Source organism: Corallococcus exercitus (assembly GCF_003611585.1).
GTDB lineage: Bacteria > Myxococcota > Myxococcia > Myxococcales > Myxococcaceae > Corallococcus > Corallococcus exercitus.
In genome coordinates this window covers 1-22,242 of the sequence record NZ_RAVW01000048.1, presented here as the reverse complement: position 1 = coordinate 22,242, position 22,242 = coordinate 1, and the positions used below count along the sequence as shown (strand labels likewise).

The following is a 22,242-nucleotide window of genomic DNA, read 5'->3' as shown; positions in this document are numbered from 1 at the left end:
TCGTGGCCGGGCGGGGCAATGGCTGTCATTCGTGGGAAGAGGCACCTTGGGTTCAAGGCGGACACAGCCGTCCGTGTCCGTCCGCCCGGAATCCCCATCAGGGGGAGGCGGGCCTTCTTGTCCCGGATGGCGGCGTGCCCAGGTGAACCATGGCGAACTTCGGCAAATCCCTTGTGGGTGTGGCCTCGTGTGCGTTGTTCCTCGGTGCTTGCGGACCCCTCCCCGAGGGTGAGGAACTCGACGACTCCGTGCCCGGCGAGGCCGAAGTCCTGGACGACAGCCAGTCCGAGGAGCCCCGGCGCGTGGAGGCGCAGACGCTCGCGGGAGACCTGGGAAGCGCCCTGGGCTCTCCGGTCGCGACCTATGCGACGACCTGCACGGCGAGCAATCAGTGGGCCACCACGTGCCGCTCGGGCTCGTCGCGAGACGTCTCCTGGGTGTGGCGGGTCCCCGAGACTGCGACCTATTCGTTCTCCACGAGGGGCTCCAACTTCGACACCATCATGGAGATCCGGAACTACAAGGCCACGAACGAGGTCCTGAAGTGCAACGATGACTCGGGCACCAGCACGACGTCCGCCATCGGTCTCACGCTCATCAAGGGCAGCCAGTTGCTCATCATCGTCGAGGGCTACGAGGGCGAGTGCGGCAACGTCCAGCTGCACATCACCAAGCGGTAGACGCGGACCAGGGCGCGGGCCATGACGCTCGCGCCCCTGGGCTGCGGCTTCAGCCCCAGGGCCGCAGCCAGAGCACCCAACCCGCCAGGCACAGCTGCACGACCAGGGTCAGCGTCGCGCCGACTGCCTGGACGGGACTTCCGCGCAGCAGCCCGAAGGCATGCGCCAGCCGCGCCACGAGCAGCGCGCCACCGAAGACGTGAAGCGCCGTCGAGTTCCCACCGCTCAGCTCCGCCAACAGCAAGAGGATGAGCGCCAGGGGAACCTGCTCGACGTTGTTGCCATGCGCGCGGATGGCGGACCCGAGGCCGGCATGGCCTCCGTCGCCGCGGAACACCTTGAGCTTCGTGCGGACCGCGCTGACGTTGAGGGAGAGCCCAATCGTGAGGAATGCGTTGAGCGCGGCGTAGAGCGACGTCACCGGGACCAGGAACAACGATGTGCCGAGCAAGGGAGTCGTCAAAGGAGAGGCCTCCAACCACGAGAGTGCCGGGACCGTAGCTGTTTCACGACGTCCGTGGGCGGCTCACGCACCTGCCACCCCGTGGACGCCGGCAGCCTTGCACCGGTGTGCGTCCTCGCCGAGCATCGGCGCGTGTCTCCCCTCCCCTCCGAATCGACCCATCGCGTCCTGGCTGACGGCTTCGTGCGCACGCGCGCACAGGAGGGGGCGCTCGTCCTGGGCGCGGCGCTCTGCACCGCGTTGTTCGCCCAGGTCGCCATCGCGGTGCCGGGGTCCCCGGTGCCCATCACGGGACAGACGCTCGCGGTCGTCCTCACGGCGGCCGCGCTCGGCCCTGGACGGGGTCTGGCCGGGCAGGTCGCCTATCTCCTGCTGGGGGCGGTGGGACTGCCCTTCTTCGCGAAGGGGGCCAGCGGCTGGGGGGCGCTCGTCGGGCCGACGGGAGGTTTCCTGGTGGCCTTCCTCCCCGCGGCCTTCCTCGTGGGCCTCGCGGCGCGTCAGGGCCATGACCGGCGGTGGTGGACGGCTGGCCCGCTGTTCCTCGCGGGCCAGCTGCTCATCCTGGCCATCGGCGTGTCCTGGCTCCGGATGAAGACCGGGCTCGACTCCGCCACGGCCCTCCAGAAGGGCTTCGTTCCCTTCATTCCTGGCGGACTGATCAAGGCCGTCATCGCGGGGCTGGTCATGCCGCTCGCATGGAAGTTCGTCCGGTCTCGCGCGCCCTGAAGCGGCGCCTCAGCGTGGCCGCGCCCGCCGGGGTGTCGTCAGCTCCTGCGCGAGCGCTTCACGCCCCGGCTGCGGCGGGTCCAGGGCACACCGGCGCTCCTGGATGAAATCCTGACGCCGCGAGGCCCCTGACACCCGCGTCCGCTGGGCGCCTTCACGCGCGTGCCGGTTCTGGCACGTTCCTCCCCATCGCGAGCGGCGTCACGCGGCCCTTCTTCGCGCAAGCGCCGGAAGTGACAGGGGATCCGGCGTTCTGCGCGTCTTGGCGCAAGGGTTGCTCAAGGGGTGCACGTCGCGCCGGAAAGGACCGGCGCGCATGACCCCGAGTGCCATTGCATGCATCGCGCACCCCCATGGAAGCAGTCCGTTCGTTCCCTTCTCATCGCGCCGCTCGTGGTGGGGCTCGTCCCTGGCTGTGATGGCGGCGAAGCAACGCCACAGCCAGCCCCGTTGGCGCAGCAGGCCCGGGCCGCGCCGCTCATGGCGGTCCCCACACCCAAGCAGCTCATCCTGGAGCCGGAGGCGGACACGTACGTCCGAGCCGCAAACCCGAGCACGAACTTCGGCACCGCGCAGAACCTGTACGTCGACTCCGCCAAGGCCGAGACCTACCTGCGCTTCAACCTGAGCGGCATCCCGGCCGGAGCCCACATCGCCTCGGTCATGCTGCAGGCCCTCGCCTACGACGGCTCCTCCGCCGGAGGTGACGGCAGCGTCTATGCGCACCTGGTGCCGGACGACACCTGGAGCGAGACGGGCATGACCTGGTCCAACCGGCCCGCGGTGACGGGCGACAGGCTGGGCTCGTGGTGGCTCTGGAACCCCAACACCACCCCCAAACCCTTGCAGGTGGGCGTCAACTTCAGCCCGAAGCTCAAGGCGCCCGTGCAGCAGGCGCTGGACTCGGATGGGCTTGTCTCCTTCCGGCTGATGTCCCCGGGCTACCACACGGTGTACCGCTCGCGTGAGTACAGCGTCGCCAGCGAGCGGCCCAAGCTCATCATCAACTACTTCGAGCCCGGGGATCCGCAGGTGACCACCGACCTGCAGGTCGTGGCCCTCTACCCCCAGGCGGACGCGCAGGTCGTGGCGGGTAGCCCCACCACCAACTACGGCAAGGGCGCTGCCCTGACCGTGGACCGGACCGCGGCGGAGACCTTCCTGCGCTTCGGCCTGGGCAGCGTCCCGGTCAACGCGCAGGTGGTCGCCGTGTCCCTGGTGGCCACTTCCTACGACGGCTACGCCTATGACAACGCGGACGGCAACGTCTACACGCGGCTCGTCCCGGACAACGCCTGGAGCGAGACCGGCATCACCTGGAACACCAGGCCCGCCGCCTCCAGCGATGACCTGGGCTCCTGGCTGCTGTGGAACCGCAATGGCCAGTACACGACCCAGGTGGGCATCAACTCGAGCCCGAAGCTGGTGGCGCCCGTGCAGCAGGCGCTGGAGTCGGACGGGATGATCTCCCTGCGGCTGGATTCGCCCGGCTACCGGACGCTGTACCACTCGCGCGAGTACACGAACACGGAGGTCCGCTGGCCCCAGCTCATCGTCTCCTACTTCGTGCCGCCCCCCTGCCCCACGACCGAGGGGGTCTCCGCGCCCACGCAGGTGGTGCTGGAGCCGGAGGCGGACACGTACGTCCTGTCCGCCAACCCGGGTACGAACTACGGCAATGACTCGAAGCTGTATGTCGACTCCGCCAAGGGCGAGGCCTACCTGCGCTTCAACCTGGGCAGCATCCCGGCCGGCTCCCACATCGCCTCGGTCCGGTTGGAGGCCCTGGCCTTCGACGGCTCCGCCGCGGGCGGTGACGGCAGCGTCTATGCCCATCTGGTGCCGGACGACACCTGGAGCGAGACGGCCATGACCTGGAACAACAGGCCCCCCGTGAATGGGAGCGACCTGGGCTCCTGGTGGCTCTGGTACGGCAACAGCACGCCCAAGCCCTTGCAGCTGGGCGTCAACTACGACCCGAAGCTGAAGGCGCCCGTGCAGCAGGCGCTGGACTCGGATGGGCTGATCTCCTTCCGGCTGAGGACGCCGGGCTACCACACGGTGTATCGCTCGCGTGAATACAGCGTCGCCAGCGAGCGGCCCCGGCTGGTCGTCAGCTACTTCGGGCCCGCGGATCCGCAGGTGACCTCCCACCTGGAGGCGGCGTCCTTCTTCCCGGTGGCGGACACGTCCGTCTGGATGAGCAACCCGAACGCGAACGCGGGCACCTCCATGGGTCTGACCGTGGACCGGGACGACGCGGAGACGTTCCTGCGCTTCAACCTCGCGGAGCTTCCCGCCAACGTCCAGGTGGCCTCCGTCGCCCTGGTGACCACGTCCACGGGCGGCGATGTCACGGCCGGCGCTGACGGCAACGTCTACACGCGGTGGGTTCCCAACAACGCGTGGAGCGAGACGGGCCTCACCTGGAACACCAGGCCCTCCGCCTTCAGCTGCGAGCTGGGCTCCTGGCAGTTCCCGAACCGGTCCGTGCCGTACATCACGCAGGCGGGCGTCAATGCGAGCCCGCTGCTGGTGCCGATGGTGCAGGAGGTCCTGTCCATGGATGGGCTGCTCTCCTTGCGGCTCGACTCGCCGGGAAGCCGCTCGACGTACGACTCGCGCGAGTACTCGAACACCTCGGCCCGCTGGCCGCGGCTCATCGTCTACTACTCCCTCCCCACGGCCACGCCGTGAGGTGAGGCCCGCCGGCTGCCACGGTTCATGGATGGCAGCCGGATCAGGGAGCCGGCGGGGAAAGGGCCACGCGCTGGCCCACCGCGCCGAACTCCAGGTGCGTCACCTTCGCGCGAGACGGACCCACCGCGGGCAGGACGAACCACGCCGCGCCCCGCAGGGCCTGCGGGTTGCGCAGCGTCGCCCCTGGCTCCAGCACCCGCTCCACGATGCCGTCAGGGCCGTGGAAGGTGACGCGCAGCGGCTGGGGCGGGCCGAGCGCCCGGGCATAGAAGGCGTAGCGGTCGCGGTCATGGCCCACGCCACGGGAGGCAAACCCGAGCACCTCCAGGTTCCCCTGCCGCACGGACAGCGGCGTGAGGCCGTCGGGCAGGGGCGCGGGCTGGGGCAGCGGCGCCTCCAGGTCATAGGCCCGCAGCGCGGCCTGGGGCGGCACGCCGGGCACGGGCGCGAAGGGCTCCGCGAGGGGTGAGACGAGATAGGGGTGGTAGCCACGCTCGCGCGCGAGCGCCACGTCCGGCGCCCTCCGGTACGTCATGCGCCCGCTCCAGAACATGAGGCTCAGGTTCTCGAAACTAAGCGGTGGATCCGTGTCCAACGCGGCGAAGACGACGCTGCGCTCCGGCGTGTGCCGGGACAACGCCAGCCCCACCTCGCGCGAATAGCTGACGTACAGCTCGTCGACGTGCTCGTCCTCGTAGCGCGCCTTCTCCACCGGCAGCGTGATGGCCAGGTGCCAGGCGAGCACCGCCGACGCCGCGCCCCCCAGCCCCACGGTCATCCACTGGGGCCTGCGCGCCAGCCGGAAGACAATCGCCGTCAGCACCGCCGCGCAGAAGGCCAGCACCAGCCCCTCGGCGAGCCCCGGAAGGGTCCGCGTCTGGTCCCAGGACGGGGGCAGCGACTCGCGCAATCGGGTCAGGACGGGCAGGTGCTCGATGGCCAGCGGCGTGCCGAGCCCCGCCAGCAACAGCGCCGCGAGCGTCGGATGGCGCCACGCGTCCGAGCCCGCGATGGCGAGCGCGGCGAGGACGGCGGGCACGGCGCCCCACGCGATGGCCGGGACCTTCACCGTGCCCAGCGAAAGGACGAGCCACGTCGCCCCGACCCACAGCGCGAGCCCCACCGTCTCCAGCTCCCGCTTGCGCACGGCGCGCACCAGCAGCCAGCAGAACGCGATGAGGGGCAGCACGTTCGCGAGGGGTTGGAAGCTGGTGCGGTTGACCTCGTTGAGGACGGCGTCCAGCGGGCGGCGCCAGGGCCCCACGTCCACGGTCGGGTCATCGAAGAGGTGCGCGCGCGTGACGCGCGACTCCAGGTCGTGCAGCTCGGGCCAGCGCCGCGCGGAGTAGAGGCTCCACGGCGCCGCCACCACGCCGGCCGCGACCACCATGGCCACCACCGTGCCCAACCTCGGGCCCGGGCAGAAGCGCAGCCGGCTCAAGGCCCACAGCGTCGCGGCCACGCCCAGCGGCGTCAGCGCGAGCCCCGTCTTGCAGAGGAAGCCCAGCCCCACCACGCCGCCCGCCGCCAGGCCCCAGCGCCAGGAGTTCTCCCGGGTGGCGTGGAAGAGCAGCGCCACCGCCAGGGCGTTGCAGCCCGCCAGCGTGCAGTCCGTCACGTCCCCGAAGAAGCGCCCCTGCACCAGCTGCCAGCCGAAGGGCAGCGCCAGGAACCCCACCGCGCCCAGCGTGGCCCACGTCCGCCCCGCAGGCCGCCGGGCGATGAGGTAGATGGCGGCCCCCGCGGCCAGATGGCCCAGGAGCGACGCCAGCCGCAGCGCGAGCGGCGTCACCCCCACGACGTGCATCATCAGCGCCCCGAACCAGAAGGGGCCCGTGGGCTTGTGCATCCAGACGTTCGCGGCCCACCAGTGCCGGATGTCGCTGGGGTAGAGCGGGTCCTTGTAGATGTGCGGCGTGAAGAAGGTGTCGTGCGTGCCGCGCGCGGCGGCCTGATGCATCGCCTCATCCCAGTTGTAGATGGCGGGATGGGCCAGGTGCGGCGCGAGCTGCGCGAGCCCCCACAGCACGACCGCCACGAGGAGCAGGCCGTCGAGCTTCGTCCGGAAGGGGTCAGGAGCGGGGACGGTCTGGAGGGGGGCGCTCATCGGAAGGGGCGGAATTCACCACCCGCGTCCTGGGACCGCAAGCCTACCCGCCGTCCGCCCGGCCTGATTCCGGAGCGGGGCCAGCAGGTGGTGGGAGCCACCGCTTCACCGCCTCCCGGATGGCCTCCGTGGCTTCCGCCCGCTTCGCGGCCCCGTCGGGCACGAAGGGCTGCCGCGTGTCGCCCTTCGCCCGGTAGCGGCCCTTCTCGTCCATCCGCGCCCGCTGCGCCGCATCCACCTCCAAGCCAAAGTGGGCCAGGAGGTGGCTGTGCACCATGCCGGGCAGGCGCGCGTAGTCCACCCACAAGCACCGAGGCCCTTCGTGCTCCCGTGCCTTCCGCGCGTAGCGCGCCAGACACCACGCGAAGAACGCTTCAGGCGCGTCCGGCGCCTCGCCGGGCCAATCCGGGAAACACGTCTTGAACCACGGCTCCCGGCTCCGGTACCACCGCAGCGGCGCGGAAGGGTTCCGGAAGTTGGACGCCATCACCTCCGTCGCGTCCCGCGTCAGGAACACCCAGGGCACCTCTGGCAGGGCGGCGAGGATGCGGTCCAGGAACAGCAGGTTCCATGACGAGAACTTGATCACATACCGCCCCCCAGGCCCGGCCCCCCGGCCGAAGGCCTTGATCAACCGCCGGAACGCCTCCGCGTCGAAGGCGCAGGCGCCCCGGGCGCAATGAAGCAGGTAGAGCGACAGCGCCTCCGGTTCGCTCACGCCCCTCACCCCCGGGAGCGTCCCCAGCATCTGGGTCACCAGCGTGCTCCCGCACCTCGAGACGTGGAAGATGAGGCCCGCCGGCAGTGCCCCCTCCTCCGGCAGGTCCTTCACCGGACACGACTCGGCGGAGCGTGCCGCCTCCCCTTCCGACAGGGCCTGGCGCAGGCCGTCGGACAGGAAGGGCGCTTCGTAGACCGCGGCGGGCAGCCGCGCTGTCTGGAGAATGGCCTGTCCATCCTGGAGGTACAGGCGGGTGGGGACGGGGACGCGCTCCATGTCACCCGACCCCGGAGGAGACTGCCCGGACGCGCGGCCTCTCCATCTGCGCGAAGGACCGCGCCAGCCTGTTGATCCCGGCGGAAGCGCTCCCGTTCGCGTGACGGCCCAGGTACTCGTCCACCAGCCCCTCCAGCTTCGCGTCCAACCCCGCCATCACCGCGGCCTTCAGTTGGTCCTTGAACGCCGGCAGTTCCCCCTGCTGCCAGACCGCCAGCGGGACGGTGTTGCGCATGAAGTCCTCCTTTTCGAGCTCCTCCGCCACCCGCCGGAACAGCGCCTGCCAGGGACTGGTCAGGAGGCCCACCGTCATGTGCAGGGAATGCACGTCCGTGGCGCTCACGTCGTGGAAGTGCCCCCGAGGCACGTACAGCAGGTCGCCCTTGCGCAGCACCTCATCGAACACACAGTTCAACGTGGGCCGGTGCTGCTCCGGGTTCTGCATCGGTTCGCCGTCGTAGGGCAGATGAATGGGCTTGTCATACAGCCGCCAGCGCTTCTCCCCTTCCAGTTGCAGGATGAAGGCATCATGCGTGTCGTAATGGAGCGTGAAGCCCTGACTGCCAGCGGGCGTCATATACAGGTTCGCCTGCACCCGCACCCGCCACTCCCGCTCCAGCGTGTCGCAGAACCGCCGGAGGGGGTCCAGGGCCGTCTGCGCCTGATAGACAATCACCGAGTGGCCCTGCTCCAGGAACAGGCGCGACACGCGCTCCCGGTTGATCAGATGATTGAAGTTGACCCGTGCCTCCTTGTAGGACACGGACGACGAGAACTCGCTGTACGCCGTCTCGCGCCCCTCCTTCACCATCCGCACGTTGGGATAGGCGTTGTTCTCCTTTTGCAGGAACGACAGCATCTCCTCGATGCCGAAAAGCCCGGAGTAATATCCCGCGTCTCCCCGGCGGATCAGCAGGCGCTCCCGCTCGAAGTACGTTCGCAGGAACGCTTCCGGGGAGACAGGCTTCAGCAGGTGCTCGGTGTCATATTTCATGGCGTTCCCTCCCCCGGAAGCAAGCGCGAGGGCAGCGCACGGGCGTGCGCTGCCCAGGGGCTCCGTCAGTCGTTCAGCGCGCCCTGCTCGTCCTTGGAGATGGCCTGCGTGTACGGCGTGACGCCGTACCTGGCGCTGATCGTGTTCGCCACCTTGTAGCGCAGGGCCTTGTCGGGAATGAGGTTGATGACGGGCTCCAGCACGAGCGTGTCGATGATGTGCCAGCTCACGTAGTTGCCATTCAAGGACGCGGCCCAGGCCGGGTACTTGCCCATCAGCGAGCCGTCGCCGCCAATGACGTTGATGGTGACGTTCTTGTCCGCTTGCGTGGAGCTGTCGTTCGAGGACGAGCCATGACCGTCACCGCCGCTGCCGCCGCCGGAGATGGGCACGTCCTCCAGCTCCAGGTTGGCCTGGAAGCCCGCGGAGACGCTGTCCGAGAAGCTGTGCCCCTGGCTCATGCTGGTGACCTTCCGGGTGTCCGTGCCGTACAGGAGGCCGCCCAGGTCCAGCTGCTTCACGTAGTAGTGGCCCCACGTGTTCAACACGTTCGTCACGTTGTCGTAGCTGCGCGGGTCATTGACCCCGGGCTCCACGGCCTGCGCCAGCGCCTGGATGAAGTCAGCCGTCAGCGTCATCGCGCCGTCGCTGAAGCCGATCTGCAGCTTGGGGACGCGGTACATGCTCGTGACGTAGTAGTCCGTCTCCGAGAACGACTGGTCGTTCGAGTACTGGTGTTCGTGCTGGAAGTTCACGCTGAAGATGCCGGGGATGCCGATGTCCGCCTTCTCCACGTCGTACCCCTGCGAGTGGTAGGTGTGCACCGTGTGGAAGAAGGTCTCCACCGTGTGCAGCTGGGCGGTGATGTTCGGGACGAGCCACTGGAACGTCGCGTGGTTGTCCGGATGGAGCGGGTCCGGGAGGGTGAGATCCCCGGTGAGCTGCAGGCCCTGGTGGATGCTGAAGACGTTGGTGGGATTCTGCTCCTGCGTGATGACCATGGCGTGAAAGAGGCCACGGTCCTCGAACAGGTGGAGCCAGTCCTGGGCGGTGAAGTCATGCGGATCGCTGGGCAGGTCCGCGTTCTTGAGCTTGGGCATTGTCTTTGATTCCTTGCAGGAGTGTCGCTTCTTCGTGAGGACATCAATCCGGCATCGCTAGTCGTTCAGGCCGTCGCCGCCATTCGACTGGAAGAGCTGATAGGTCTGCGTGGTGTAATACTTCTGATTGACCACGAACACGTCGAACACCATGGAGACAGACTGGCTGTCCACCGTATAGCCACTGCAACCGCCATACGTTTCGCCAGAGGTGCCCGAGCCGGTGACCGTGCCGCCGTGGACGTTGATGCCGTCGCCGTCCCCCGCCGCCATGATGCCTGGCAACTGCGGCGGGTTCGACGGGGGATCCAGGTTCGGCCTGTTCACGGAGTACGTGTTGCCGTTGTTGTCGGTCCAGGAGCGCAGCGGGGTGCAGGTGATCCGGATCTGGTAGGAGTTGGCCGCTATCTCCTGACTCAGCGAGTGCGTCCCGAAGTTGTTGTCATAGACATAGATCATGTCGCCGTTGTAGTTGTTGCTGGCGAAGAACGCGTACTGACCCGCGACAGCCCACTGGTTGGTGGACGGAACGGACGCCCGGGGCAGGATCAGGGAGTTGTTGTCCACGATGGCGATGGAGCTCGGGAGGATCTCGATGCCAAAGCCAAACCCCACCTGGCTGCCGAAGCCAATCTGGAAGGCCAGATAGGTGTCCGGGGGGACGATGACGCCCTTTCCATTGTCAACCAGGGAGCCGTTCTTCAGGTTGGTGACGTTCTCCACCATCAGGGGGGTGGAGAGGTCCGGCAGGCCGGAGATGCCCGAGTAGGCGGCGATCTGGCGCTCATTCGCGGCCTTGGCGACGGCGTCGGCCATGTTGTAGGCGACCTTGACGGTCATGATGCCTTGCTGAAAGAGCTGGTTCTGCGCATTGCAACTCACGAGTGACATGCTTGCATCCTCACGGCATCCAATGGCTGTTGTTGGCAGGCAAGAGGCTTCCCTCTCTTCATGCACGACAGGCCTATCGCAAGGGCAATGCCAGCCACCCGAGGCCGTAAATGCGCCAAATCATTGCGAATTCCAGTAAGACCCGGATGTCGAGGACGGACCGCTGACGTGTCAAGGCCTGTCCCTGACGCGTCAGCGGCCCCGCGCTCCGGTCACCCGGCTGGCGCTAGAGGCGTCGCAGGCAGCCCAACGTCACCCCGGCCATGAGCGACGCGTAGCCCACCAGGGGCCACGCCGTGTCGCCGTCGAGCAGGACGACCATCCCCGTCCCCAGGATGCCCACGATGAGGCTCTGGACGCAGAAGTGGAGCGCGACCCCTGTTCCCGCCACGGCGCCAAAGGCCTGGAGCGCGCCGTTGGCGGTGACGGAAACGGCGAACACGATCCCCGCCGCGATGACCCACATGGGCACGACGAACGTCCAGAAGGACGGCGCCGCGAGGAGCTGCCCGGCCGTCAGCAACCCCGCGCCCAGGAGCAACAGGCCCATGCCGCGCGTGAGGCTTCCCGCCAGCCCCCAGCGGGCCACGAAGCGCTTCGCGAAACGCGTCGTCACCATCATGGCGAGCGCGGCGGTGGCGAAGGCCAGGCTGAAGCCGAACGCCGAGAAGCCGGCCCGGCCCATCAGCACCCGGGGCGCCGTGGAGAAGAACACGAAGAAGGAGCCCATCGCCGCGCTGAAGCCCAGGGTGTACGTCCAGAACGCGGCGCTGCGCAGGATGGGCTGGAGCGCCATCCCCTGGCGGGGCACGCCGGAGGGACGCGTCTCCGGCCAGCGCGGCAGGGCCTGGAGCATCGCCGCCGTGGCCAGGATGCCGAGCGTGAGGAAGAGGGCCCGCCATCCGAAGTGTCTCGCGAGCAGCGCCCCGGCGATGGGGCCGAGCGCCGGAACGAAGGCCAGCATGGCGCTGAACAGGCTGTAGATGACCGCGCCTTCAGGCTGCTCCGCATAGACGTCCCGGACGGTCGCGAACGTGGCGACGAGGGCCGCGGACGCTCCCACGGCTTGCAGGAGCCGGAGCCCGACGAACGTCGCGGCCTCGGAGGTGCCCGCGAGCAGGAACGAGCTGGCCGCGAACACCAGCGCGCCGCCCAGCAGCACCCGGCGCCGGCCGATGCGGTCCGAGAGCGGGCCGAACATCAGCTGTCCGAGCCCGAGCACGGCCATGTAGAGGCTCAGCGTGAGCTGGATGATGGCGGGAGTGGTGTTGAGGATTCCGGTCATGGCCGGAACCACGGGCAGGTAGATGTCCATGGCCAGCGAGGCCAGGAGGTCGAAGGGGGCCATCAGCAACAGCGCTGCTGGCACGGAGTGATTCCACGACAGGGTTTTCGAATGAGACATGAAGGCATCCGCGCAAATGAGGAACATCTGGCGGCGATCTGCCTCTCCACGGGGACCGGGATGAGCTGGGGCAGAGGGCCGCGGCAACGATTGACGTGTCGCCGCGGCTCACTCATCTGCGGAGCTGGGATCTCCCATCCGGGGGACTCCTGGGTGCGTCGGGTCCGGGCGGGACGAAAATACCGGGCCGTCCCTGACAGGGGTTGTCTCAGACGAGCCGGTGTCCCCCATCCACGTGCAGGACGGAGCCGGTGGTGAAGCCGCTCTCCATCAGGAAGCACACGGCCCGGGCGATGTCGTCCGGCCGTCCCACGCGGCCCACGGGCAACCGCTGGGCCATGGCATCCAGTCGCTCCTGCTTCGCTGCCCCCGCGACGCGCTCCCAGATGGGCGTGTCCACCCAGCCCGGAGAGACGGCGTTGACGCGGATGGGGGCCAGTTCGATGGCCAGCGCACGCGCGAGCGCTTCCAGCGCGCCGTTGACCGCAGCGACCACGGCGCCCCGGGCCGCGGGACGGTGCGCCGCGATGCCCGACGTCAACGTCAGGGAGCCGCCCTCCTCCATCCGCCGCACCGCGTGCTTGGCCAGCAGCAGCGAGCTCAACAGCTTGGAGTCGAGGGTGCGCCGCACGGCGGTGACGTCCAGCTCCCGCACGGGCTGATACGTCACGTCCGCCACGGTGGTGACCAGATGGCCGAAGGGGCCCACCGCTTCGAAGAGCCGCTCCACCTCCGCCTCCTGGGTGACGTCCGCGACATGGGCTTCCAGGCGGTCGCTCCCCGCCCCCAGGTCCGCCACGGCGGCGTCGAGCTTCTCCCTCGAGCGGCCCACGATGGCCACCCGGCCTCCCCGCTGAAGCACCGCGCGGGCCACGCCCCGCCCGATGCCGGAGCTGCCTCCCACGACGATGACCTTCTTCGCGACGGCGTCCTTTGGATCCACGACGGGTGTGGTCACGGGCATCCTCCCTCGGGGCGGCGATGACGCGCACGCCACCGGGCTGTTAGATGCGGTCACGGTTCCACGGCGCGCGGGTGCGCGGGAAACGGGAAGTTCCGGTCAGGGGCTTCGGAATCTCCGAAGGGGCAGGCCATGCGACTCACGCAACTGGAGACGTTCCGCACCGTGGCACGCACGCTCAACTTCCGGCGCGCGGCGGAGCGGCTGCACTACGCCCAGTCGAGCGTGACCGAGCAGGTGCAGGGCCTGGAGTCCGACCTGGGCGTGCGCCTCTTCGACCGGACGGGACGCAAGCTCCGCCTCACCGAGGCCGGCACGCGGCTGCTGACGTACGCGGACCAATTGCTGTCCCTCGCGGAAGAGGCCCGCGTCGCCGTCACGGGACAGCAGGCCACGCCCTCCGGTCCGCTGACGCTCCGGGCGCCGGAGACGCTGTGCGCCCGGCGACTGCCCTCGTTGCTGACGGCCTTCCACGCGCGCCATCCCCAGGTGCGGCTGACGGTGCAACCCTCGGGACGGGCCGACGTCCGCCGGGGCCTGCAGGAGGCGGAAGCCGACCTCGGCCTCTTCCTGGGCGAAGTGCCGCGAGGGCTCGACGTCGCGTGCGAGGAGCTTGCCCGCGAGCCCCTGTGTCTGGTGGCGCCACCGGGCCATGAGCTGACCGGGCGTCCGAGCGTGACGGCCCGGGAGCTCGCGTCCTGCGCCTTCATTTCCACGCAGACGGGGTGCGCGTACCGGGATCTCTTCGAGAGCGCCTGGGCGGAGGCGGGCCCGCCGCCCCCGGTCGTCGCGGAGGTCGGCAGCGTGGCGGCGGTGGCCCGGTGTGTCGCCTCGGGCATGGGGCTCGCGGTGCTGCCCGAGGTGGCGGTGGTGGACGAGCTCGCGCGCGGAGACGTGGTGTCGCTGCGCTGGGACGCCCTGCCCTCCGCGGGCGTCTGGATGGCCTGGAACGCCCAGCGGCTGTCGCCCGCCGCGGCGGCCTTCCTGAGCATGGCCCGCGAGACGCGCGACGACGGGGAGCGAAGTCGCGGGACTGGAATCACCCTGACGGCGAAGCCTTCCTAGACCGTCGGGACCGTTCCGCCGTCAATCGCATACTCGCTGCCGTGGATGGACGCGGCGCGCTCCGAGGCGAGGAAGGCGACGAGTTCCGCGACCTCTTCCGGCCAGGCCGGGCGTCCCAGCGGAATGCCGCCGAGCGCATCCATGATGCTCTGACGCGCAGCCGTCTCGTCGTTCCCCATGTGTTCCGAGATCCGCTTCACCAGGGCTTCGGAGGCGGTCGTGCGGATCCACCCGGGAGCAATCGAGTTGACCCGGATCCCCCGGGGCCCCAGTTCCTTGGAGAGGGCCTTGCTGTACGTCGACAGCGCGGCCTTCGCGGCGGCATACGCGATGGTCGAATCGTGGAGCGGGAGCTTCCGCTGGATGGAAGAGATGTGCAGCACCACGCCTCTTCCGCGCTCGATCATGGGTGGAATGAGTGCGCGATCCAACCGGACCGCCGCCAGCAGGTTGAGCGAGAGTTCGTCCTGCCAGTGCTGCTCGGTGAGCACGGTGAATCCACCCCCGGGCGCGGAGGAGCCTCCGAGGTTGTGAACCAGGATGTCGATGCCCCCGACCTTGTCTTGGACCTGCCGCACCACCGTGTCCACGCCTTCGGGAGTACCGAGATCCGCCTGCACGAAGAGGCCAGGAATCGATTCGCCCTTGGGAAGCGCGGAGCGCGCGACCGCGACCGTCACCGCGCCCGCCGCGCTGAGCCGGCGGACAATGGCCTGCCCCGCTCCCTTGGTTCCGCCTGTCACGAGCACGCGCTGACCCGCGAACTCCCGGGGGTCGATGTGAAAGCGAGGGGTTGCTGTTGTCGACACGGGTATCTCCTATCGGGGGACGCGGATAGGAATGTCGCTAGACTCATCCGATGACAAGAGCGCACGAAGAAGTGGGGGACTCACCGGCGGGTAAGTACGAGGAGCCCCCGACTCCCGAGGCGGCCGCGGCGCGGGTCGAGGAGATCCTCGGACTGCTCGAAGGCCGCTGGAAGCTCGTGCTCCTCTTCCAGCTCTTCGGAGGCCGGGTGGTGCGCTTCTCGGAGTTCGAACGCGCCATTCCCGGCATCTCCCAGAAGATGCTCGCCCAGCAGCTGAGACAGCTGGAACGGGATGGGTTGGTGCACAGGGTCGTGTACGCGGAGGTCCCTCCGCGTGTGGAATATCGACTCACCCCGTGGGGGCAGTCCCTGTGCCCGGCGCTCGATGGACTGCTCCGATGGGCCGCGACGCGCGAAGCGCCCACCGGAGAGGTCTCCGGCCCCTGATGCCGTGGCACTTCAGCTGCGCGGCGCGCGATAGGCCGGGAAGTAGCCCGTGCCGCTGATGGTCCCCGAGAGGCGCGCGTACACCGTGGGCTCGCTGATCAGCTCGTGGGTGCAGAGGTGCGAGCTGGAGTTCGAGAAGCTCCGCTTGAACTGCTCCAGGCCGTCACCCGGCTTCACGCCCCCCCCCAGGTGGAACGGCAGCCCCAGCTGCGTGGCGAGCTCCACCAGCGCCCCGAAGACGGTGTTCTTGGCCGGTGAGCGCCCCAGGTCCGCATCCGCGGTCCCGCCCAGGTAGTAGTGCAGCACGCCGTCGCTGCGAACCCCTATCCCGGAAGAGGCGATGTGGCCGTCCGGGGCGCGCGTCGTCGCGAGCCAGGCGACCGGCGAGGAGAACAGCTCCTCGAAGTACGCATCGGAGAAGAAATACCGGGCCTGCGCTCCGTCGCGGACCATGGTCTGCCGGTAGACGTCCTTGAAGCCCTCGCGCTCCTCGTGCGTGGCCTCGCGCACCGGACAGCAGGTGCTCACGAAGCCCAGCCGGGTGTTGCGCCGCATCTGCCGGCGGGCCTCCGCCTGGAACTCGATGGGGAGGCGCGGGTCGATGAAGAACACCTCGTTGCGCTCCGTCCCGCCCGCGAAGCAGCGGGGCCCCGCGACGCGGTCGCGCACGAAGAGGCTGACGAGCCCGGTGCCCTCCCAATCCACGGCGTCCTTGGGCACCTCGCTCAACCCATCCAGCCGCCCGCCGGGATACCCGTAGGGAGAGATGGCATCGCGGTACGGCGTCCCTTCGATGGGCCGCACGATGAGCGGTACGCGCAGCGCGCGTCCCTCGCCGTCCTCGATGACCAGCGTGTGCGTCACGCCTTCGGCCCGCAGGTGATGCGCGGAGCGGAAGTAGTCCTCCGACACGGCGGACCGCCCCTCGTCAGGCACCAGGGCGGCGCGGCAGGGTTGCAGGCCGGGAGACATGAGCCGCGAGGCTTCGGTGTGGTTCATCATTCGAGCGCATCCTTTCGATGAGCGACGCAACGCCCGCCATCCCCTGCGCCCACGTCGAGCGCATGGAGGCCCTCATGCGATGTGGGGTGGGACCGCCATTCGAGCCTGAGCCTTCCGCCGCCACTGCCGGAAGCCTCGCAGCGCGGGCTGCTCGACGCGGTAGGTGATGAAGACAGCCAGCAGGAACCCGACCGCGAACGCGATCGCGATGGCCGCCTCGGGACGCCACCCTGCGGCCTCGAGCCGTCGGATGATGACGTAACCGATGTTCTGGTGGACCAGGTAGAACGGATACGAGATGAACCCCATGAAGAGCAGCGGGCGCCAGGTGAGCCAGCGCAGCGCTCCCCGGGAGAGCGCCCAGGCGATGCCCAGCACCACCCCGAACACGGGGACGGGCGCCTCGCTCCCGACGAGCACCTCGTGCGCCAGGCTGACGCCCACGAGCGCCAGCGCCGAAGGGAGGGCGACCTCGCCGCGGCTCTGCTTGAAGGCCAGCACGCCCAGCGCGAAGTATTGCAGGTGCGGGCGGCTCGCGAGCCGCGCGAGAAAGGTCATTCCCAGGGACTGGGCGGCCAGCTCCGCCAGGGTCTGCGACACCACGAGCACGATGAAGATGGGGATGATCCTGGGGAGCGTCCGCGTGTACGCGAGCACGAACATCAACAGGTAGAAGGACAGCTCGATGGTCAGCGTCCAGTACACGGTGTCCACGTGCGGGACGCGAAGGAGCTCGTGAAACATGGTCAGGTTGACCAGGGCCGTCTGGAAGCTGAACTCACGCTCCGGCAGCCCGAACAGCGTCACCACCGTGAAGGTGAGCGCGACGGCCGTCCAGTAGGACGGGTAGAGCCGGGCCGCGCGGCTCCACACGAAGTCCCGGACCCGTTCGATGCGCTCCAGCGACATCAGGATGACGAAGCCGCTGATGGCGAAGAAGAGCTGGACCCCGTACTTCCCGAAGCGCAGGTTCCAGAGGGGAACGGAGTGCCCGTAGAGGTCGCTGTATTCAGCCGTGAAGTGATACAGCGCGACCGCCAGCGCCGCGAGCCCCCGGAGCGCGTCCAGTTCCACCAGGCGCGGTGGGCTCACATGCGGAGCGGCAGAAATGCTTCTCATCCGGGTTCACCCTTCCAGGCCCTCTCCGGTCAGCGCTCGGAGCGAGTTGAACGGTAGGGTTCACCCGGGGTCCCAACCATGCCCCCCGGGGTCCCGGGCAGGTGTCACCTCCCGCGCATCCGGCGGCCCCCGCGTCGGAGGCCCCACTGCCCGCGGCTCAGTGGCGTGGCGCGCGGTAGGCCGGGAAGAAGTCGCCGCGGGTGTGGCCTTCCGACAGCTGGGCATACACCGTGGGTTCGCAGACCAGTTCGTGCGTGTAGAGGCGCGAGCTTGCGTTGGAGAGGCTCCGCTTGAACTGCTCCAGGCTGTCACCCGGGCGGATGCCGCCGCCCAGGTGGAGCGGGACCCCCAGCTGCGTGCAGAGCTCGACCAGCGTCCCAAAGACATTCTTCGCTGGCGAGCGTGACAGGTGCGCATCCACCGTTCCCCCCAGGTAGTAGTGCAGCATGCCGTCGCTGCTGACACACAGCGCGGAGGAGGCCACGCCCCCTTCCGGCGCATGCGCCGTCACCAGCCAGGCGCTGGGGGACGCGAACAGCTCCTCGAAGTAGGCGTCGGAGAAGAAGTACCGGGCGCTCGCGCCTTCGCGGACCATGGTCTGACGGTAGGCCGCCTGGAATCCCTCTCGCTCCTCGCGCGGCACCTCGCGCGCCTCACGCGCGGTGCTCACGAAGCCCAGCCGGAGGTTGCGCCGGATGTGCCGGTAATGCATCTCCCGGAACTCCACCGGCAGGCGCGGGTCGATGAAGAACACCTCGTTGCGCTCCGTTCCGTCCGCGAAGCAGCGGGGGCCTGAGACACGGTCGCGCACGAAGATGCTGACGAGCCCCGTCTCCCTCCAGTCCACCGCCTCCTTCGCCACCTCCCGGAGCCCGTCCAGCACGCCTCCGGGAAACCCATACGGAGAGATGGCGTCGCGGTAGGGCGTCCCCTCGATGGGCCGGACGATGAGCGGCACGCGCTGGGCGTTCCCCTCGCCGTCCTCGATGACCAGCGTATGCGTCACCCGTTCGGCCCGCAGGTGATGCGCGGAACGGAAGTAGTCCTCCGATAGCGCCATCGCCCCCTCGTCAGGCACGAGCACGGCCCTTGTTCGCATCATCCGCATGTCCGCGTCCCCCGGTCCTGCCTGCGTCCGCGACCGGTCCGAGCAGCCATCCCCCCGGAGGCCCGAACTGAATCCAGACGAAAACGGTGATTACCTGCCTGTGTCGCTAAGTTGTATTTCCGTCTGTTACTGGCGTTCCCATTGCAGGGTAGCCTTCTCGCCCTTCCGCTGGAGCCGCCCCCCGGGGCGCCCCAGCTGTTGGAATCCTGGCGTCCCAGCCCCCCGGCCTCGCCCTGGCGTCGCGGGGCCCGGGCGCCACGGCCGGCGGAGTGACGCGCCGCACGTGCTGCTACGCTCCCCGCCCCCTCCCCGGAAACCTCGAGCCGATGAAGCGCGTCCTCCTCGTCCTGCTGGCCCTCGTGTTCCTTCTCGCGGGCGTCCTCGTCGTCCGCACGCTGCGCTTCGATTCGCGGCAGGTGTCCGCCGAACCCGCCGAGCCCTTCCCGGTGGATGCCACCGCCGCCGCGGGCCGCCTCGCCGAGGCGCTGCGCCACCGCACCATCGCCGCCTCCGACGGCATGCGCACGGAGGACGCCGCCTTCCAGGCCCTGCATGCGCAGCTCGTCGCGGCGTTTCCCCGCGTGCACGCACAGCTCGAGCACGAGGCCGTGGGCGCGCACGCGCACCTCTACACGTGGAAGGGCTCGGAGCCCGGCCTGCATCCCGTGCTGCTGATGGGCCACCTGGACGTGGTGCCGGCGGAGGCGGAGGCCACCTGGAGCCACCCGCCCTTCGGCGGTGTCGTGGCGGACGGCTACGTCCACGGGCGCGGGGCGCTGGACGACAAGGGCAGCGTGCTCGCCATCCTGGAGGCCGTGGAGGGGCTGCTCGCCCAGGACTACCGCCCCCGCCGCACGGTGATGCTCGCCTTCGGCGCGGACGAGGAGGTGGGCGGGCACGACGGCGCCGCGCTCGTGGCCCAGCGGCTGCGCGAGCGGGGCGTGCACCTCGAGTCGGTGCTGGACGAGGGAAGCCCCATCGGCGTGGGGCTGGTACCGGGCGTGGCCGCGCCGGTGGCGCTGGTGGGCGTGGCGGAGAAGGGCTCGACGCGCGTGGAGCTGAAGGTGCGCAGCGCGGGCGGACACGCGTCCATGCCGCCGCGCCAGACGGCCGCGAACATCCTCGCCCGTGCCCTGGTGCGGCTGGAGGAGAACCCCTTCAAGCCCGAGCTGCGCGGCGGGACGCGGGCGCTGTTCGAGTACGTGGGGCCGGAGATGAACTTCGGCATGCGCCTGCTCTTCGCCAACACCTGGCTCTTCGCGCCCATCATCGAGCGGCAGATGGCCGGGGCGCCTTCGACGGACGCGAGCATCCGCACCACCACCGCGGCCACCATGCTGGAGGGAAGCCCCAAGCCCAACGTGCTGCCCTCGCAGGCGCGCGCGGTCCTCAACGTCCGCCTCCTGCCGGGCGACAGCCTGGAGGACGTCCGCACCCACATGCGCAAGGTGCTGGACGACCCCCGCGTGGAGGTGGCCGCCGAGGGCGACGAGGCCTCACCGGTGTCGAGCCTGGACACGGAGGGGTGGCGCCAGTTGCAGCGCAGCATCCGCCAGGAGTTCCCGGACGTGCTGGTGGCACCCTTCCTCACCGTGGCGGCCACCGACGCCCGCTACTTCCATTCCTTGAGCGACAGCGTGTACCGCTTCGTGCCGGTGCGCCTGACGCGCGAGGACCTCGCACGCATGCACGGCCGCGACGAACGGCTCTCCGTCGACGAGCACGCCGCCGCCATCCGCTTCTATGCGCAGTACCTGCGCAACACCACGCGCTAGACAGTGCGTGACGGAGCGAGATGACGCAGGTGGCGAGGCGAGCACGTCACGGCCCTGTGAGCCCGAGCACGCGCGTCAGGCGTCACGCCTCCTCAGAAACCGCGGCTGTTCGTCCGCTGCGGATGCTCGCCCGTCAGTCCCTGCGCATGTCGAGGTGCGGGATGCCGTCCTCGTCGTAGATGCCGCTCACGGCCAGGAAGCCGAAGCCCTCGTAGAAGCGCTGCAGGTAGGCCTGCGCTCCGATGCGCACGGGCGCGCCCGGAAAGCGCTCGGCGAGGAAGCTCAGGCCGCGCTCCACCAGCTCGCGGCCCTGCCGCTGCCCTCGCAGCGCCGGCGCGGTAACGACGCGGCCGAGGCTCGCCTCGGGGAACTTGAGGCCGGGCGGCAGTGCGCGCAGATAGGCGCCCAACTGCCCCGTGTCCGGGACGCTTCCGAGCAGGTGGAAGCACGCGGCGTCCAGGCCGTCCGCATCGAGATAGAGGCTCTTCTGCTCCACCACGAAGACTTCGGAGCGCAGCGCGAGCAGCCGGTACAGCTCCTTGAGCGTGAGCTCACCGAAGCGCTTCCATTGCCAGTCGAGAGAAAAGGGGGCCATGGTGTCCTGTCACCTTAGCGCCAGCGGTGCGAGAGGGCCACGCGGTGGGCGCCAAGCAAACGGGTGAAGGATCACCTCGCGGCGATGCACTTCCAGGTCGTGGAAGCGACTACGCCGCGACGGCGCGCAGCAGGTCATCCAGGCGGGTGAAGACAAGCGTGGGCGCGCGTGAGCGCAGCAGTGCCTCCGTTGCGTAGCCCCACGTCACCGCGGCCGTGGCGATGCCCTCGGCCGCCGCGGCCTCGATGTCGCGCACCTCGTCGCCCACCGAAAGGGCCTCGGAGGGACGCACGCCCGCCGCCTTCAGCACCTTCCGGAACTTCGCGCGCTTGCCGAAGATGCCCGCGCCGCAGGCGTAGTGACGGATGCGCGCGGACGCCACCGGCCCGAGCACGCTCCGCACGTTCTGCTCCGAGTTGGAGCTCACCACGGCGAGGGTGAAGCCGTGCGCCTGCAGCTGTTCGAGCATCGCCTCCACGCCCGGGAAAAGCGGGATGCGGTGCGCGTCTCGCGCGACGAGCTTCCGCATGTGCGAGGCGATGAAGGGCATCTTCCACATGGGCACGCCGAGCCGCGTGATGATGGCCCGGCTGTCCTGCCCGCGCAGCGATTCCAGCTCCTCCGCGCTGACGGTGCGAAAGCCGTAGCGGAGGGCCACGTCGTTGAAGACGCCGCGAAACCAGTCCGCGCTGTCCGCGAGCGTCCCGTCGAAGTCGAAGATGATCAGCCGGTATCCCATGGGCCTCAGTTCAGCGTTCCGCAGTCGGCGATGCGCTGCACGCGAAGCGCGGCGAGCCGCGCCAGGGGGGCCGCGGCCTCCGGTCCCTCGAGCAGGGCCACCGCGCGGGCGACGGCATCCAGGGTGGACATGCCGGCGGGATGCGAGGGCTCGCGGAGCTTGAGCATCCCGGGCTCCGGCGGCGGCAGCACCAGCCGCGGGAGTGCCCGCAGCTCGGGGAGCCGCTGGGTCATCCGCCGGGCCTGCGACCAGTTCGCGTCCAGCACCACCAGCTGCCTGGGCGCGGGAGCATCCGGTGGCGCGGGGGGACCATCGGGATAGAGCAGCCAGGTCCCCGGCTCGGAGAGCACCTCCATGTCGAAGGTCCCGGCCATTGCCCCGTGGATGAGCAGCTTCGCGTTCGCGAGCGCCAGCGCGGCCACGCCTCCGGTGTTGCTGCGCTTCGAGACCTCCATCACATGCTGGAGGAAGAGGAACCGGGTGCGCGTCTCCACCCGGGGAACCTCCGCGCACCTGTCTCTTATACCCATCTCCGAGCCCACGAGACATGCGCAGATCTC

General features: G+C 69.4%; 20 protein-coding genes and 1 pseudogene. 6 read left to right on the top strand and 15 right to left on the bottom strand.

What is annotated here, in order from left to right; translation table 11 throughout:
- The first annotated feature begins 248 nt into the window (after nucleotides 1-248).
- Nucleotides 249-680, top strand: coding sequence for a hypothetical protein (locus D7W79_RS09005; protein WP_120524934.1), 432 nt, complete (start codon nucleotides 249-251; stop codon nucleotides 678-680).
- Nucleotides 681-729: 49 nt separating this feature from the next.
- On the opposite strand, the gene D7W79_RS09000 is transcribed toward D7W79_RS09005, so the two are convergent.
- Nucleotides 730-1,143 (bottom strand): MAPEG family protein, encoded by a 414-nt coding sequence (locus tag D7W79_RS09000; protein ID WP_158616924.1) that lies wholly within the window; start codon nucleotides 1,141-1,143, stop codon nucleotides 730-732.
- Nucleotides 1,144-1,326: 183 nt separating this feature from the next.
- On the opposite strand from D7W79_RS09000, the gene D7W79_RS08995 reads away from it, so the two are divergent.
- Together D7W79_RS08995 and D7W79_RS08990 are read left to right on the top strand one after the other, a co-directional pair.
- Nucleotides 1,327-1,869 carry a biotin transporter BioY gene (locus D7W79_RS08995; protein ID WP_244221669.1) on the top strand — a complete coding sequence of 181 codons (543 nt, stop codon included), beginning with the start codon at nucleotides 1,327-1,329 and terminating at the stop codon, nucleotides 1,867-1,869.
- A gap of 336 nt (nucleotides 1,870-2,205) precedes the next feature.
- Nucleotides 2,206-4,566: a CBM96 family carbohydrate-binding protein gene (locus D7W79_RS08990; RefSeq protein WP_120524932.1), complete on the top strand. Its 2,361-nt coding sequence runs from the start codon at nucleotides 2,206-2,208 to the stop codon at nucleotides 4,564-4,566.
- Between the two features lie 43 nt (nucleotides 4,567-4,609).
- Here D7W79_RS08990 and D7W79_RS08985 read toward each other — a convergent pair whose 3' ends face one another.
- From D7W79_RS08985 to D7W79_RS08955, 7 genes and pseudogenes are all read right to left on the bottom strand, one after another.
- Nucleotides 4,610-6,676 (bottom strand): ArnT family glycosyltransferase, encoded by a 2,067-nt coding sequence (locus D7W79_RS08985; protein ID WP_120524931.1) that lies wholly within the window; start codon nucleotides 6,674-6,676, stop codon nucleotides 4,610-4,612.
- 43 nt (nucleotides 6,677-6,719) lie between these two features.
- A complete protein-coding gene (locus D7W79_RS08980; RefSeq protein ID WP_120524930.1) occupies nucleotides 6,720-7,673 on the bottom strand; it encodes a sulfotransferase family protein in 954 nt (317 codons plus the stop codon).
- 1 nt (nucleotide 7,674) lies between these two features.
- Nucleotides 7,675-8,667 (bottom strand): cupin domain-containing protein, encoded by a 993-nt coding sequence (locus D7W79_RS08975; protein ID WP_120524929.1) that lies wholly within the window; start codon nucleotides 8,665-8,667, stop codon nucleotides 7,675-7,677.
- Nucleotides 8,668-8,732: 65 nt separating this feature from the next.
- On the bottom strand, nucleotides 8,733-9,767 hold the full coding sequence (locus D7W79_RS08970) for an MAC/perforin domain-containing protein (protein ID WP_120524928.1): 1,035 nt from the start codon (nucleotides 9,765-9,767) through the stop codon (nucleotides 8,733-8,735).
- A gap of 57 nt (nucleotides 9,768-9,824) precedes the next feature.
- Entirely contained in the window at nucleotides 9,825-10,658 is an 834-nt protein-coding gene (locus D7W79_RS08965) for a hypothetical protein (protein ID WP_120524927.1), read from the bottom strand.
- 192 nt (nucleotides 10,659-10,850) lie between these two features.
- Nucleotides 10,851-12,063, bottom strand: a pseudogene (cml, locus tag D7W79_RS08960) (CmlA/FloR family chloramphenicol efflux MFS transporter).
- 208 nt (nucleotides 12,064-12,271) lie between these two features.
- A complete protein-coding gene (locus D7W79_RS08955; protein WP_120524925.1) occupies nucleotides 12,272-13,027 on the bottom strand; it encodes an SDR family oxidoreductase in 756 nt (251 codons plus the stop codon).
- Between the two features lie 129 nt (nucleotides 13,028-13,156).
- Here D7W79_RS08955 and D7W79_RS08950 point away from each other — a divergent pair, with 129 nt between their 5' ends.
- Nucleotides 13,157-14,089, top strand: a complete 933-nt coding sequence (locus tag D7W79_RS08950; RefSeq protein ID WP_120524924.1) for a LysR family transcriptional regulator — start codon at nucleotides 13,157-13,159, stop codon at nucleotides 14,087-14,089.
- Here D7W79_RS08950 and D7W79_RS08945 read toward each other — a convergent pair.
- On the bottom strand, nucleotides 14,086-14,898 hold the full coding sequence (locus tag D7W79_RS08945; protein ID WP_120524923.1) for an SDR family oxidoreductase: 813 nt from the start codon (nucleotides 14,896-14,898) through the stop codon (nucleotides 14,086-14,088). The two genes, D7W79_RS08950 and D7W79_RS08945, sit on opposite strands and share 4 nt — an antisense overlap.
- A gap of 50 nt (nucleotides 14,899-14,948) precedes the next feature.
- On the opposite strand from D7W79_RS08945, the gene D7W79_RS08940 reads away from it, so the two are divergent.
- Nucleotides 14,949-15,344, top strand: coding sequence for a winged helix-turn-helix transcriptional regulator (locus D7W79_RS08940; protein WP_120524922.1), 396 nt, complete (start codon nucleotides 14,949-14,951; stop codon nucleotides 15,342-15,344).
- 12 nt (nucleotides 15,345-15,356) lie between these two features.
- Here D7W79_RS08940 and D7W79_RS08935 read toward each other — a convergent pair whose 3' ends face one another.
- From D7W79_RS08935 to D7W79_RS08925, 3 genes are all read right to left on the bottom strand, one after another.
- The gene (locus D7W79_RS08935) at nucleotides 15,357-16,346 is read right to left on the bottom strand and encodes a GNAT family N-acetyltransferase (RefSeq protein ID WP_244221667.1); all 990 of its coding nucleotides are present in this window, start codon (nucleotides 16,344-16,346) and stop codon (nucleotides 15,357-15,359) included.
- A gap of 72 nt (nucleotides 16,347-16,418) precedes the next feature.
- Nucleotides 16,419-17,465, bottom strand: a complete 1,047-nt coding sequence (locus tag D7W79_RS08930) for an acyltransferase family protein (protein ID WP_120524921.1) — start codon at nucleotides 17,463-17,465, stop codon at nucleotides 16,419-16,421.
- A 157-nt stretch (nucleotides 17,466-17,622) separates the two neighbouring features.
- Complete coding sequence (locus D7W79_RS08925; protein WP_244221666.1) at nucleotides 17,623-18,525, bottom strand: GNAT family N-acetyltransferase; 903 nt, start codon at nucleotides 18,523-18,525, stop codon at nucleotides 17,623-17,625.
- Nucleotides 18,526-18,899: 374 nt separating this feature from the next.
- Here D7W79_RS08925 and D7W79_RS08920 point away from each other — a divergent pair, with 374 nt between their 5' ends.
- Complete coding sequence (locus D7W79_RS08920) at nucleotides 18,900-20,348, top strand: M20 family peptidase (RefSeq protein ID WP_120524919.1); 1,449 nt, start codon at nucleotides 18,900-18,902, stop codon at nucleotides 20,346-20,348.
- A gap of 133 nt (nucleotides 20,349-20,481) precedes the next feature.
- On the opposite strand, the gene D7W79_RS08915 is transcribed toward D7W79_RS08920, so the two are convergent.
- From D7W79_RS08915 to D7W79_RS08905, 3 genes are all read right to left on the bottom strand, one after another.
- The gene (locus D7W79_RS08915; RefSeq protein ID WP_120524918.1) at nucleotides 20,482-20,943 is read right to left on the bottom strand and encodes a GNAT family N-acetyltransferase; all 462 of its coding nucleotides are present in this window, start codon (nucleotides 20,941-20,943) and stop codon (nucleotides 20,482-20,484) included.
- A 109-nt stretch (nucleotides 20,944-21,052) separates the two neighbouring features.
- On the bottom strand, nucleotides 21,053-21,682 hold the full coding sequence (locus D7W79_RS08910; RefSeq protein WP_120524917.1) for an HAD hydrolase-like protein: 630 nt from the start codon (nucleotides 21,680-21,682) through the stop codon (nucleotides 21,053-21,055).
- Between the two features lie 5 nt (nucleotides 21,683-21,687).
- The gene (locus tag D7W79_RS08905; RefSeq protein ID WP_120524941.1) at nucleotides 21,688-22,212 is read right to left on the bottom strand and encodes a DTW domain-containing protein; all 525 of its coding nucleotides are present in this window, start codon (nucleotides 22,210-22,212) and stop codon (nucleotides 21,688-21,690) included.
- Nucleotides 22,213-22,242 lie beyond the last annotated feature (30 nt).